We start from the raw sequence: 13,321 nt of genomic DNA, 5'->3' as shown, positions 1-13,321 counted from the left end.
TCGCTTAATTGTGCGGTCGCTTTTCATTCACAGAAGGCCGCCCCCCATCCCCACCGAATTACGGCCAGTCTTTCTTCGCCCACCCGGATCCTGTCGGGTAACGGAAGGCAAACTGGTTCATCGGCCAGGCGTGTCCACCCTGGGTTCCGACCTTGGCAAACTCGACGTGCCCGTCCAGATAGAGAATATTGGCGCCGCCCGGAACGTGGTTGAACCGAACCGGGTTGGAGCCTCGGGCGACAGCACCGCCGTTGGCGTAGCTTTCGTCATACATCACGACCACATCGGACTGGGCTGCCGCGCTGGCGCCGGCATTGTTGATATCGGTAATCGCGAAACGTTCGACACCATCACGCAGCGGGATCATGTCGAATGTCCCCGACGACGTGGGGCTGTCGCTGGCCCAGTTGTAGGTTACCGTGCTCTGTCGATTGCTCCAGGTCAAACAACCAAGCGCAGTGTTGGCGCCGGGATAGGTCCCGCTCACCGGGCTGTTCAGCATGGTTTCACCGATCACGTAGTAATCTTCGACCGAGCGGTTCATCCAACTGGACTGGATGAGGCGCCCCATGTACTTGTAGGTACGGATAAGGTCGTTGTACCCGGACTTCGTAATATCGGCATGCACGTAGGGCGCACAGGCGTTCGGATTTAACCCGCAATCGTAAAAGCGCGACAAGGAACTGCCCCCGAAGATCGGGTCGGGCACCGCCGGCGCCGCCACCTTTCCGTAACAGGGATTGTCCGGCTCGTTATGCGTTGCGAGCCAATTCATCGTCTCCTGACTGCACCCGGCCAGATTGTTTCTGGCAAGGCCATAGTCGGTGTCGAAAAGCGGGCCCACATTCGAGGATGAAGGGCAGCCGTTGATTTTTGTGTCCGACAGGTACTCCGGATAGACCTGTGCCCACTGCACGTAAACGGAAGACCGCTTCGCGCCAAGGTCGACGGTATTGTTCGTATGATCCAGACTATTGTATGGAAAAATACCGCCTTTGCTCTCGTTTGAAAACATCTTGAACACAATGCCAAATTGCTTGAGATTATTCTGGCAACTGGCGCGGCGGGCGGCTTCACGCGCGCGGGCCAAAGCCGGAAGCAGGATGGCCGCAAGGATTCCGATGATAGCTATAACAACGAGTAGTTCTATGAGGGTAAAGCCTCGCTTATTCGGTCTCATTCGTTCTCTCCCTTTTCGTTTTTCACGACATCATTCACCAGATGTCGCCGGTGTCCGCACTTCGGAAAAAGCACAGCCCTGAACCACTTCGTTTCACTGATATGATGAAACTCTCGCTACAGGATATTCGTCCAGTCCGTTCCCTCCACGTTGGGGTTCATTGATGTAAGAGCGTAAGCGACTCCCGAAAGCGCACCCCTTGGGGCTCTCTCCGAACCATGACATCCCCCGCGAACAGGCCTTGAACGTCCACGTGAGGAAGGCATCTGATGAACCCCCCGAGATTCTCTATCATCCTTCCCTTGCTGACGGCGTCGAAATCTTCGTTTCGATCGGTCATCATGGAATGTGACGCGGCCCCGGATGAGCCTTTTCCTATTTTCAACGAACTCCGCCAGCCTGTATATCAGGGATATCATGATTGTGGATTTCGAAAACTTGAAAATAGTTGGGAGGATTCCTTGAGCGTGCCGGCAGGTGGCTTCGCCCCCACTTGCCCTGTACCCCATCAGAGAAAATCCAGTGCGGTCTGCGACGGTGCACGGGGCAAGCTGGAAAGAGGTAGATCGCGAATTCGAGTGATACTCGACGGGCAGAACTTACCCGTCGAAGGCAGCGAAGTGGAATCTTAACCTGTTTCTGTACAAGCGTTTACGCCATAAGAAGACGCAGAGTGCCAGAGCGCATGCTGCCCGCTTATCAGAACTCAAGAGCGGTGTCGGTTGAAAGTGCGGGACTTACACCCCGGAATCACGGTTCAACGGTCGAAAATTCCCCGAGGATCTTGGCGGTGTCCAAATGGCCCCAGTCTATCGCGGTTGCCTGGGGGCGATTGCCATCCGAATCCACAGCGAGCGGATCGGCACCGTTCTCCAGCAGATACGTCACGATGGCGTTGTGACCGTGTGCGGCGGCAAAATGCAGGGGTGTCTTGCAATCCGCGTTGCAGACGTTGGCGAGCGTGGCGTCGGATGTGACAAGCGCCTCGACCCTGCCCAGGTTTCCCGAGATGGTGGCTTCGATGATCTGCTGTTTGACCGGCAAGCTTGACAGATCAATCGCCGGCGCGTTGTCCCCCTTGGTCGACGGTTCGGGGCAGCCAGGAAGCAGAGCCCCTGCACACCCCGCCAGGAACAAGATGAAAACGCATCTGCGTACTGCAACCATTGAGCGAAACCTCTTAAGTACTCGTTGAATCGGCAACCTGTCACCCTGGCGTTCCCGTGCTTCGGAGGGGCGGGCCAATTGAGAATCCCGACCTCTACAAAAGGTATACCTCCAGGCACAAAGTTCAGGCACCGCGTGTCAGGGCGCACCGATTCCGAGGGAGCTCAGGGAAAGTTGAGACCGCTCGCCCAGGCGCCTGTCGTGGCCATCTGCTTTGCAAAGAATTGATTGACGGGCCAGAATCGTCCGCCGCGGCTTCCCACACGCGCAAACTCGACGTGACCATCCATATACAAAATATTAGCGCCCGTAGGCACATGGTTAAATCGCGGGCCGTCTTTTGAATTCACCACTTGCCCATTATAAGCGATAGCTTCATCGTACGATACCACGATGTCAGATCGGGCGTCTGCCGAAGCGTCCGGGTTGTTGACGTCGGTGGTGACCAGGCGCTCGACCCCTTCCTTCAGGCGCATGATCGTAAACGACCCCTGGCTGCTGCCTATTGGGAAGGGATAAGTAAAACTCCCGGCGTTTCGGTTTCCCCACTGCATGTGGGTGCCGCTGGTCGTGGCGCCGGGATAGGGAAGTTCGGGGGCATTGAGGAACGTGGAGCCGACGGCATAAAAGTCATCAGCGGATTTCGACATCCAATGAGGGTCGATGAAAAAACCAAAGTACTTGTAGGAACGGACGAGGTCGGTGTAGCCAAACTTCGCCATGTCGGCATGAACATAGGGGGCACAGGCACCGACATCGAGGCTGCAATCAAAGTACAGCGACGATGATTGGCCTCGGATGGAATCAAAGGTTTCGGGGGCCGCCCGCTTTCCGTAGCACGGGTTGTCCGTTTCCTGGTTCGTGACGTTTGCCCACGCCACCATGGCAGCGCCGCAGCCAGCGAGGCTGTTGCGAGGAATTGAGTAGTCCGTGGCGGCCATCTTGGGGTATTGAATGGAAGACGGACATCCGTTCGGTCGAGCATCCGCCAGGTATTCCGGATAGATTTGCCACCACCCGACGTAGACCGACATCCGCGTATTGGAAATCGGGACGTCTTTCGCGCTGATGTGGAGGGAGTTCAATGGAAACAGGCCGCTGTTCTCCTTCGCGAACATCTTGAAAACGACGCCCCACTGCTTCAGGTTGCTCTGACAGGATGACCGACGTGCCGCCTCGCGCGCACGGGCCAGGGCGGGAAGCAGGATGGCCGCAAGAAGGCCAATGAGCGCCATGAGGACCAGCAGTTCGACGAACGTGAACCCTCGGCGGCCTAGTCTCCTCATTGCACTCTCCCTTTCTCGATACGCTCGACCTCCAGAAGTATAGCACCCGACTCCCGAGCCTTCCACAGCCTCCAGACAGGTCTCACCTTGGGGCCCTTCTTCCCTTCTGACGGGATGGCCCGCGTGTCGCACGTGCTTCGTGGCTATGTCCACACCCTCGCGCCGGGAAATGGCACATATCCCGCCGGAATACGGTCTTCGTGCCACATCAGAACGCCACAGCATTATCGACGATCCTGGTGCATTTCCCTATCGGCCAAGCCATGATTATGACCATGGAAAAACCTGATTGTATCCATGCGGATGTCAGGAGACCGCCCACGTGTGGCCCCGGCGCAGATTGTATAGACGGTGAAATCCTTGTCATTCAAGCGACGTAATTCCTTCCCGAATGGCGAACTTCACAAGGTCGGCGATGGTCTTGATGCCCAGTTTCGCCATGATGTGGGCCCGGTGGGTTTCTATCGTGTTAGCGCTGATGTGCAGCGCTTCCGCGATTTTCCTGGTACTGTGTCCTTCCGCCAGGAGCTGCAAAACTTCGCGCTCGCGTGGGCTGAGTGCGGCATGCTGCTCCGGCGCCGCTTCCGTCAACTGCCGGACATAATCGCTCACCACGGTATCAGCGATATCGCCACTGACGTAGTGCTTGTTGTTCATCACTGTTCGCGTAGCTTGAATGACTTCATCAAAAGCGCTCGCCTTGAGAAGATAGCCCACCGCGCCGGCCCGGAGCATGCCCGTTACAAAGCGCTTGTCGGAATGCATCGACAACGCAATCACGCGTGCTTCCGGAACGTTTGCGCGGATCTGGGAGGTAGCCTCGATACCGTTCAGGTCCGGCATCGCGATGTCCATGATGATGATATCCGGTTTGAGCTGGGTAGCCATGCGTACCGCCACCCGGCCGGTTTCGGCGTCCCCCACCACTTCCAGATCGTCATGCTTCTCAATCATGGAGCGAAGTCCTTCGCGAAAGACTTCATGGTCGTCGGCAAGCAAGATTCTAGTCTTCATCCTGGGCACTTCCTGTTTCCGCGCCGGCATCGCTCAACGGTGCACAAAAGCTAACCCGGGTACCTCGACCGCACTCAGATTCTGTCCGAATGGATCCATGAAGATTCTCCAGGCGCTCCCGAACACAGAACATGCCAAACCCTCCATCTTTGCGTTTCATATCAGTCAGGTCGGCAACATCGAAGCCCACGCCGTTATCTTGAATGACGATCCACAGCCTCGCGTCTTCCGCACGGACGGAGACCGAGACTTCTGAGGCCCTGGCGTGCTTGACGACATTGCGCAGCAATTCGCGCGTCACGTCGAAACAGACCGAGCGAATATCATTGCTCAACGGCTTGGGAAGCCCATCGTCAATCAGTCTAAAGTGGATTCCATCACTTTCACAAATCTTTTCCCCAAGCCATTCGATGGCGGGAATCAGCCCCAGCTCATAAAGGATTGGGAGACTTAACTCGAAGGTCAGCGTGTACGTGTCTTCGATGGCGCTTCCGAGCATCTTTTGAACAGTATCAATCTTCTGCCCGACGCCCTGGTCGTCAATTTCCGAGGCCAATTCGCTGAGTTTCATTTGCGTCGCTACCAGATCCTGGGCAACCTCGTCGTGGAGGTACATGGCGATTCGTTTCCGTTCGCGTTCCTCCGTGAGCGCGAGTTCCGAGGCAAGCGACCGAAGTCGTCGCTGATATTCCACGTGTCGCTTCTCGGCCTGCCTGCGCTCGGATACATCCATGAAGCTGGCCCGGATAATCTGGTGTTTCGCCGACGGCAATCTCGCCAGCCGTACCTCGCAGATCAAATGCGCTCCCGCACGATTCTGGAATGCCATTTCTATCACTTGCTCATCACCGGCCATTGCACGGTAACCGAGCGCGCGAATGCTTTCGGCTGGAGAAAGGCTCTCCAGTGAGAAGAGCGACTGGAATTGCTCCATCGTAGATCCCAGCAATTCGTGGCGGCTGCAGCCAAAGAGCTCTGTAGCCCTGGTGTTGGCATCAACCAGGCGATCCTGTTCGAGGTCGTACACCACAATGGCGTCGGGCGCCTTCTCGACCACCATGCGAAACCGTTCCTCGCTCTCCTGAAGCTCCTGGTGTGTATCGGCCAGTGCCAGTGCCTGTCGCCCATAGCGCGAAGCCAGCGCGCTCCCCATGAGGAATATAAACGCCAGAAAGGCATAGTGACTCAAGAGTACCAGCGATAGTACCGGGGGATTGACCAGGAGTGTCTGGAGCCAGGTGGCGAACATGCACACCAGGGAGACGGCCATGATCAATACTTCGGTCCGTTCGAGATTGCGTCGCCCGCGATAGATGACGAAAAGGCAATAGACGTAGGTGGCCAGCGTGCCCGCGAAACAAAGCGGGCTCCAAATGCTGGGCACGAAAACGGCCGAGACGTGGGGCTCACCGGCGGGGAACAGCCATACAAACAGGCCAACCACTTCGGAAGCCATCAGGGAATTCTCGGACAGAATATTGGCGACAAACAGCACGGCGAAGTAGGCAAGAAACAGTGTCGTGAAGTGCCGCGAGCTTACGCGCATGTGGCACGTGACGAACCACACAAAAGCCGGTTGTGCGATGAATAGCAGACAAAGATCCACTTTGAGGGCGAGCACATATCCGGCCACCGTTAAGGTCTCGTTCATGAATACCAAGGCGATCGTATGGCCCCCGACCGTCAGACAAATGATGCTGAACGCCAGCTTTTCCTTATCATGGCGCTGGTACCACCAGTCGAAAAGGTGGCTCACGCCTGTGGATAACGCGAAACCTGCCACCACAAGGGTAGAGCAAACGAACCACCCCAGCATCAGGGTCTTGTCAGCACCCTCCGGCAGGACTATGTCCACAACTAAAGACCTCCCTTGTATTCCATGGCAAGCGCGCAGCACCCCGCCGCCAAACAGGCAGGAATGGGCACGGGGCGTCTCATTCAAGTGGTCGTGGTCTCTCTTACCCTCGCGCAAAGCCCAGAACCGGGTAGAGCATCTCTCATCCGATTATGCGGACAGGACTCTTTGCCGAATTCGACTGTTGCACCGGCATTGCCGGGTTTCAAGAGCCCGAGTGCTCCTCGATGAGTAACGAGCTCGGGATTGTGTTCGCTGGTCTGGTATTACAATTACAAGTGTTAGGAATTGATTTGGAGAGTACATGGATTGGCATCAGGCAATCAAGAGGGCGAATGGGTTCATCAGCAAAATCTATTCCAAATGGATTGGGCGTGATTGGCCCAATCCCCGTGCGCCTTTTTCCTGGGGGCGGGAACTTTCGGGTATGCTTAATCCGATTTTCGGGCCAGGAAAGGAGCCAAAAGTAAAGCTAGAGTCGCACACTAAAGCATGTTGCTTTAGTCTTTAATGATTACTTTATGGTTGGCGGGGACCGGCAGCGGACGATTCAGTCCAGGTCATGGGTACAATCCGTCCAGTATCACCACAGCAACCTCCGACTTGGCTTCTCGACGAACTGTGTACTGTTTTCGGTCATGCTTGCCTATAGTGGACATTTGGCGGGGCTGTGTGGTCTTATAGTAAGGGGAGTGGCGGTTTCAAAAGCGACGCTTGGAATCTGATATGATTCGTAGCGTGACGGGAGGTAGCTTTGGAAATTGATTCCACGCATATTACGGATCCAGATGGGGGCACACCACCGAAGCCCGGGGAGGCCATTCAGCCTCCGACCAATGTCTCCTCCACGATAGCCGATGCCGACTCCATGCTCAATCGGAGACTTGGCAATTTCGAGATCATTGAGGTATTGGGGCGCGGTGGCTTTGGTGCTGTTTACAAGGCGCGCGATCTGAAGTTGGCTCGCTTTGTTGCCATCAAGTTTCTTCACAATCCGCTCGACGCGCGCCGGCGCACCCTGTTTGAAAGGGAAGCACGTGCACTGGCGGCGCTCTCAAAGGAGGCCGCCATTGTTGAGGTCTACGAGTGGGGCGAACTGGGGTCCCAGAGTTACATCGTTCTCGAATTCGTGGAGACGAGCGCCGAGAATCTGCTGAAGCAACATCCCAACGGACTTCCCGTTCTTAAGGCGCTCGGGATTGTCGCCGATTGCGCGGCGGCGCTCTCCGCAGCGCATAAAGCGGGAATTCTCCACCGGGACATCAAACCGGCCAACATACTCCTTGAAGCGGATAAAGGCTCCGCGAAATTGGCGGACTTCGGACTCGCGCATCTCTCCGAGGAAGAGGGTGAGTTCACCCTCGCTGGTGGTCTGAGCGGTTCCCCACCCTATATGTCGCCAGAGCAGGCTTCGGCAGGTTCCGTCGACAGCCGGAGCGACATTTTCTCCCTCGGCGTAACCATGTATGAGTTGCTCTGCGGAGATAGACCTTTTGTGGGAACGACCTCGGGGCAGATCATCGAAAAGATTCGCCGTAACGATCGCATACCACTTGGAGAACGCTGCCCGGGCCTTCCGGGCATTGTCGTGGATATTGTCGACAAAGCGACCGCGCACGATCCGGGAGACCGCTACCCTTCCGCAGAAGAATTCCTGGCGGAGCTGCGTACGGCCATTGGTGCGCTGGAAGGAAACGAGCAGATAGACACCAGGTCACGCCGCAGGGTTGTCCGCAAAGGTGGATCGCGGCGTCTATTGCTTGCGGGCTGCGCCCTGGCGCTTGCCCTAATTCTGCTATTACTGTCCGGGCAACTCGTTCAACGCTGGAATGTAACACCGGAGGGTGCGGCGATTGCGGATCCGAAGCAAGCCTATGCGCAGGCTCGCGAGGAAGTCGAAGCGGGCGACTTGGATTCCGCGCTGGCCTTGTTTAAGGCCTTGCAGCAGGCAGGGGTGACCGAGAACCGACTCCTGGTCGACGCCTATATCGACTTCATCGAAGAGCACAAGGGGGTTGCCCCATCCGAAGACACACTGGAACAGGCCCACCGTCTGGGAGAGAAGATCCGGGCCCGAGAATCGGATCCGGTGAAGTATGATGGATGGACGAGTCGCCCGCTTTCGTTTTTCCTATTGCCCCGGGAGCCCGAAAAGAGTAATTACCTTGAGCAAAATGGTGTCGCGCAGGTTTTCGATCAAGCGCTGGACGCCGCATTTCGAGCATCGTCCAGCATCGAGTACCTTGACCGAAAGAACATTCGCGCCTTGATCGCGGAGCAGACCTTGTCTGCCGATCTGAGCACGGAATCGGGCCGACTCCAACTGGGCAATTTTGTCGGCGCACGACTCATGGTGGCTGGAAGTTTCCTTCAGCTCACGCCCCAATCCAAGGAGCGGTTTCGTCTCGAAGTCACTGATGTGGAGACGACAAAGATTATTCCAGCCGCGTCTCTTGACGTGGACACCTTCCTCTCCGTCGATGACCTCCTCCTGGCGGCTGCGGATTCGCTCGTAGCGGCACTGGAACATGCCTACCCCGCGCAGGGCAGGATTTTTCGAGACAAGAACACGCTGGTATTGAACATTGGCCAGGACGTCGGTCTTCAGCAGGGACAGAGATTTGACGTCCGCCCTGATGTGGAAGGGCCGCCGCTTGAGGGCGTCGTCGTCGTGGTGAACGGATCTCCGGGACCATCGAGAACCATGGTGACGATTGAGGGAGCCGATCTTGAATCCGTGCCCGCGAATGCCGACGACGCCTGGTATGTGCGAAGACTTCAGGAGAGTGAGGTGCAATGAAATTGGGGGTAGCGACGGTTTGCGTCCAAAGAATCGCAGCAATTATGGCACTAGTCTGGATCGCTTCGGGATTCGGTGGCTGCGCAGGGACGGCCTTGAGGCTGGCCGGAACCAAGGATGCGAAAATTGTGGATGGCCCCTTCCGAGGCCGCTGGTGGAACTACTATGAGCGCGGTCGTGCCTACCAGCAACGCGGTGAATTTCCCGAAGCCGAACAGGACTTTCAAACCGCGATAATGGCCCGAAGCAGGGATGTCCTGTGGCCACGCACCTACGGAATGCACTTCATCCCGGAGTACTTTCCCCACCGTGAACTCGGCGTCAGTTTGTACTATCAGGGCGATCTGGAACGGGCCGTTGAGCACCTGCAAGCCAGCTTGGATCACCAGTTCTCCGCACGGGCCGCGCACTACTTCAAGCAGGCCCAGCAGCAACGCATCGCAGCGCTCGGCGACAAAGAACCACCATCGCTTGAGGTACGGATGGGTGAGAGCATCCTGAGCGACTCTCGGGTAGAGTTTTCCGCAGTCGCGCGGGACGACACCTTCGTTTCCGGCATCGAAGTGAACGGCGTACCCGTCGACATCCGCGTTATTGGCTCAGAAGTCGCCTTCTCGTACCCGGTTACGCTGTCGCCCGGATCAAACCATGTACATGTTCGGGTTGTGGACCTCGGAGGAAACGAGTTCGTCGATGACGTCACCCTGGAGACGGATCTGGACGGACCCGCCATCAGCTTCGACACACCGATTACGATTCCCGGTGTAGTTACGGGCCAGATTTACGATGCGTCGGGCGTGGCTTCGCTGGCGGTCGGCACCACCGAAGCCCGGCTCGTCGAGCAAGGTTCAGGGGTCTACAGCTTCGAAGTCTCGGTACTCTCCCAGTCCGCGCCGCTCAAGTTCGAGTCCCACGATACCCTGGGAAACAGAACCTACGGCGAGGCGCCTCTCCCGGCTGAGCACGTCGCCGACCCCGCGCCCGTTGCCCTTGCAAGCAATGACGCCAAGCACGCCGTGGAGCTCCTTTCGGGGGAGCGCATCGCCGCCTCGGTGGTGGCGGTTGAGCCTGTACGAATTCGATTGGACAACATTCCCGAAGGGGCCGCGTACTATCAGGATGAAATCATTGTGGCGTTGAATGCACGCTCGAAGGAGCCTATCAAGAGCATCGTGCTGCTCGGCGAAGAGATCGGTCTCGTGCCGGCACGGAACGATGTCTACATAACCCGGCGCGTGCGGCTCGATCCCGGGCCAAATACGCTGGAAGCGGTCGTAACGGACACGCAAGGCAATCAAGCGTCCGATGAGCGAAGTGTTCAACGGGACGCGAGCGAACTCGAGAACATGAAGAACAAGCTCGCCATAGCCATGATGCCGAAGTCTCTTCCTGCCGACACGCTTACGCAACATGTAGTCGGCGAGATGCACGGCAGACGGGGCTCGACTGCCGGCGGTTCCGGGAGCGAGCAGACCCTCGCCGATCGCTTTGCCATTGTAAACCGCGAGCAACTGGACACCGTTCTGCGGGAGCAAGTGTTGAGTGCGGAACTGGGCGCGACGGACCGCGCCCTCATCTTAAATCAACTGATTCCTTTCGAGGTCTTGCTGCTTTTTCAGGCAAATCTGGACAATGGAACTTTGGAAATAATAGCCGATGGTGTCAGTTCCGAGAAGGGTGTTTTTGTCACGGGTCGGGTTGACGTCGCGGGCGATGAGAAAGACGTGGACGAATTGCTCGATCAACTTGCGGTCAGGATTTTGCAGGAGTTTCCACGAGCCCAGGGGGAAGTTATCTCGTGGGACAGCCCGGAGCTCACCTCGACTCTCACAAAGGAACAAGGGGTACGTGAGAACCGAAAGTGTCTCGTCTATCGCTTGGAGGATGTAGTTCACAAAGGCGAGGTGATTGGCAGCAAGCCGGAGATTCTCGCGGAAGGCTTCATAACGAGCACGGGCAGTAAATTCTCAACGGCGGACCTGTTCAGTGTTTCGGGAGATGGGGAGCCCATGGCACTTGAACTTGGAGAGGGGGATTATGTTGTTCTCAAGTGATCACGCCCGCGTACTTTGGGGTACATGCCTCGTCGCCACCGTGATGGGGCAGTGTGCTTTCGCGCAGCCCAGCGATGACCTGAATATGTCCGTTTCCCCCTCCCCCATCGGCGCGGGGGCGCGGGCCGCCGGCATGGCCGATGCCTTCGTGGCCATCGCGGACGACGCCACGGCGGCCTCGTGGAATCCCGCCGGTCTGGTGCAACTTGAGCGCCCGGAGCTCTCCATCGTCGGGGCGTGGAACCGGGTTGTCGATGAGTTCTACGGGGCGCCCAGCGACCCCGAGTTTGAGGGACTCCACGATATAGAGAATCTCGAACTCAACTATCTGTCCCTGGTCTATCCCGTACCCTTCGTCGTGATGGACCGCAACATCACCGTGTCGCTGAATTACCAGCAGCGCTATGATTTCAGCCGGAAGTTTTCTTTCCGACGCAGCCAGCGATATCTCCTCTCACGAGCACCCTCGGTGCACAGCGTATATCAGCGGATAGATTTCGAGCAGTCCGGTGGTTTGTCCACGGTCAGTCCAGCAATCGCTTTCGAACTCACCCACCGTCTCTCCGTGGGCGCGTCGCTGAACCTCTGGCGGAGCACCCCCTTCAACGAAAACAGTTGGACGCAGCACCTCCGAAGCACCCAGTCCGAGATGTATTTCGGTGTTCCCGGCTTTAGATTTACCAATACCAGGGAGGACTACCGTAATTTCGAAGGTGAAAACATGACCCTGGGCCTCCTATGGGACGTGGACGACCGGTGGAAAGTGGGTTTGCGCTATGACACCGCCTTCACGGGCGATGTGGACTATTCCGGGCGAATCTCGCGCCACCGGAAGTTCCGTCCCCTTTCCGTGCAGAGCATTCGCGAAGATCGTCAGGTGAGATTTCCCGATTCCTTGGCCTTCGGCGCGAGCTACCGCGCCAATGACCGACTGACCCTGTCGCTCGACGTTACCCGGACAGACTGGCACGATTTCTATATGAAGGATTCCCAGGGGATCCGGCGTTCTCTTGTGGACGGTTCCAACGTAGATGCGCGCCTGAGCGCCACGGACCTGGAGCCCACCTACACCGTACGCCTTGGCGCGGAGTATATCTTTGTGCCGCGCCACCCGGAAGAGTCTCTGGAAAGACTCTGGACCTTGCGCGGTGGGCTTTTCTATGACGAAGAACCGGCGACGGGGGAAAAGAATTCCTGGTTAAAAGGCACGGGTGAACCCGATGCGTTCTATGGTTTCACGCTCGGCGTGGGCGTCCAGCTCTTTCAGCGCGTGAATATCGATATGGCGTATCAGTATCGCGCTGGCCTGGGTGTGAACAAGGATTTCGTGCGAGGAGTCAAAGATTTCGAAGAAGATTTCGACCAGCACCGCATCCTGCTGTCCACCGTCGTGTACTTTTGACCGCAAGGTTGGTTGGGCTTCACGTCCAGCGAGATCTGTTCGTGAACACCAGCGCGGCTTTCTGGTGGTCGTCTCTTCGGATGTCGACATTGAGGAGGGTTAGCTCAGGGTCTGTGTTCGGGTAGGATCCGCCTCTTCCAATTCAGCATTACCAGCGTCGCGACTCCAAGTATCCACAACTCTCCGAGCGCTCGACGAATACTTTCGGGGATGGTGCTTTTGCCTGCGGCACAACCGGTTTCGCCCTCGCCCTCACCCTCACCCTCACCCTCACCCTCACCCTCGCCCTCGCCCTCGCCTTCACCCTCGCCTTCACCCTCGCCTTCACCCTCGCCAACATGACTGGACAGCTCATCGCGTGTCAGGAGCCCGTCTCCGTTTGCGTCCAGAATACCGAACGCTTCTGCGGTCACCGTGCCAAACTCAGCGGTTATCTCGTCGAGTGTCAATGACCCATCGACGTCAACATCCAGTTCGCTAAACAGCAACAAGATCTCTTGAAAAGTCTCAGTCAATCCCTCGCCCTCACCCTCACCTTCACCCTCGCCTTCACCCTCGCCTTC

Annotated in this window: 9 protein-coding genes and 1 pseudogene; 3 read left to right on the top strand and 7 right to left on the bottom strand. The window is 57.2% G+C overall.

Going from position 1 to position 13,321, the window contains the following annotated elements; all coding sequences use genetic code 11:
* Positions 1-58: 58 nt before the first annotated feature.
* The 6 genes and pseudogenes from JNK74_17620 to JNK74_17595 all read right to left on the bottom strand — a co-directional run bounded on the left by JNK74_17620 (position 59) and on the right by JNK74_17595 (position 6,502).
* Positions 59-775 carry a hypothetical protein gene (locus JNK74_17620; GenBank protein ID MBL7648004.1) on the bottom strand — a complete coding sequence of 239 codons (717 nt, stop codon included), beginning with the start codon at positions 773-775 and terminating at the stop codon, positions 59-61.
* 72 nt (positions 776-847) lie between these two features.
* Positions 848-1,180 (bottom strand): annotated as a pseudogene (locus JNK74_17615) (prepilin-type N-terminal cleavage/methylation domain-containing protein).
* A 750-nt stretch (positions 1,181-1,930) separates the two neighbouring features.
* The gene (locus JNK74_17610; GenBank protein MBL7648003.1) at positions 1,931-2,347 is read right to left on the bottom strand and encodes an ankyrin repeat domain-containing protein; all 417 of its coding nucleotides are present in this window, start codon (positions 2,345-2,347) and stop codon (positions 1,931-1,933) included.
* Positions 2,348-2,511: 164 nt separating this feature from the next.
* Positions 2,512-3,858 (bottom strand): DUF1559 domain-containing protein, encoded by a 1,347-nt coding sequence (locus JNK74_17605; protein MBL7648002.1) that lies wholly within the window; start codon positions 3,856-3,858, stop codon positions 2,512-2,514.
* 138 nt (positions 3,859-3,996) lie between these two features.
* The gene (locus tag JNK74_17600) at positions 3,997-4,647 is read right to left on the bottom strand and encodes a response regulator transcription factor (protein ID MBL7648001.1); all 651 of its coding nucleotides are present in this window, start codon (positions 4,645-4,647) and stop codon (positions 3,997-3,999) included.
* A complete protein-coding gene (locus JNK74_17595; GenBank protein ID MBL7648000.1) occupies positions 4,637-6,502 on the bottom strand; it encodes a PAS domain S-box protein in 1,866 nt (621 codons plus the stop codon). Before JNK74_17595 ends, JNK74_17600 begins: the two co-directional genes overlap by 11 nt.
* Before the next feature lie 754 nt (positions 6,503-7,256).
* Here JNK74_17595 and JNK74_17590 point away from each other — a divergent pair.
* From JNK74_17590 to JNK74_17580, 3 genes are read left to right on the top strand one after another with little or no spacing between them, the layout of a single operon-like run.
* Entirely contained in the window at positions 7,257-9,302 is a 2,046-nt protein-coding gene (locus JNK74_17590) for a serine/threonine protein kinase (protein MBL7647999.1), read from the top strand.
* A gap of 44 nt (positions 9,303-9,346) precedes the next feature.
* A complete protein-coding gene (locus JNK74_17585; GenBank protein MBL7647998.1) occupies positions 9,347-11,356 on the top strand; it encodes a hypothetical protein in 2,010 nt (669 codons plus the stop codon).
* The gene (locus JNK74_17580; GenBank protein MBL7647997.1) at positions 11,340-12,758 is read left to right on the top strand and encodes an outer membrane protein transport protein; all 1,419 of its coding nucleotides are present in this window, start codon (positions 11,340-11,342) and stop codon (positions 12,756-12,758) included. Before JNK74_17585 ends, JNK74_17580 begins: the two co-directional genes overlap by 17 nt.
* 104 nt (positions 12,759-12,862) lie before the next feature.
* Here JNK74_17580 and JNK74_17575 read toward each other — a convergent pair.
* A partial coding sequence (locus JNK74_17575; protein MBL7647996.1) for an EF-hand domain-containing protein occupies positions 12,863-13,321 on the bottom strand: 459 nt, incomplete at its 5' end.

It is taken from the genome of Candidatus Hydrogenedentota bacterium (assembly GCA_016791475.1).
Classification (GTDB): domain Bacteria; phylum Hydrogenedentota; class Hydrogenedentia; order Hydrogenedentales; family JAEUWI01; genus JAEUWI01.
The sequence above is the reverse complement of the archived record's forward strand: the minus strand, read 5'-3'. Positions and strand labels throughout refer to the sequence as shown.

What these genes read in the sequence shown, in the direction of transcription:
- JNK74_17585 (MBL7647998.1), top strand. Translation starts at nt 9,347, where the DNA reads ATGGCACTAGTCTGGATCGCTTCGGGATTCGGTGGCTGCGCAGGGACG.
- JNK74_17600 (MBL7648001.1), bottom strand. Translation starts at nt 4,647, where the DNA reads ATGAAGACTAGAATCTTGCTTGCCGACGACCATGAAGTCTTTCGCGAA.
- JNK74_17620 (MBL7648004.1), bottom strand. Translation starts at nt 775, where the DNA reads ATGAATTGGCTCGCAACGCATAACGAGCCGGACAATCCCTGTTACGGA.
- JNK74_17580 (MBL7647997.1), top strand. Translation starts at nt 11,340, where the DNA reads ATGTTGTTCTCAAGTGATCACGCCCGCGTACTTTGGGGTACATGCCTC.
- JNK74_17605 (MBL7648002.1), bottom strand. Translation starts at nt 3,858, where the DNA reads ATGCTGTGGCGTTCTGATGTGGCACGAAGACCGTATTCCGGCGGGATA.
- JNK74_17610 (MBL7648003.1), bottom strand. Translation starts at nt 2,347, where the DNA reads ATGGTTGCAGTACGCAGATGCGTTTTCATCTTGTTCCTGGCGGGGTGT.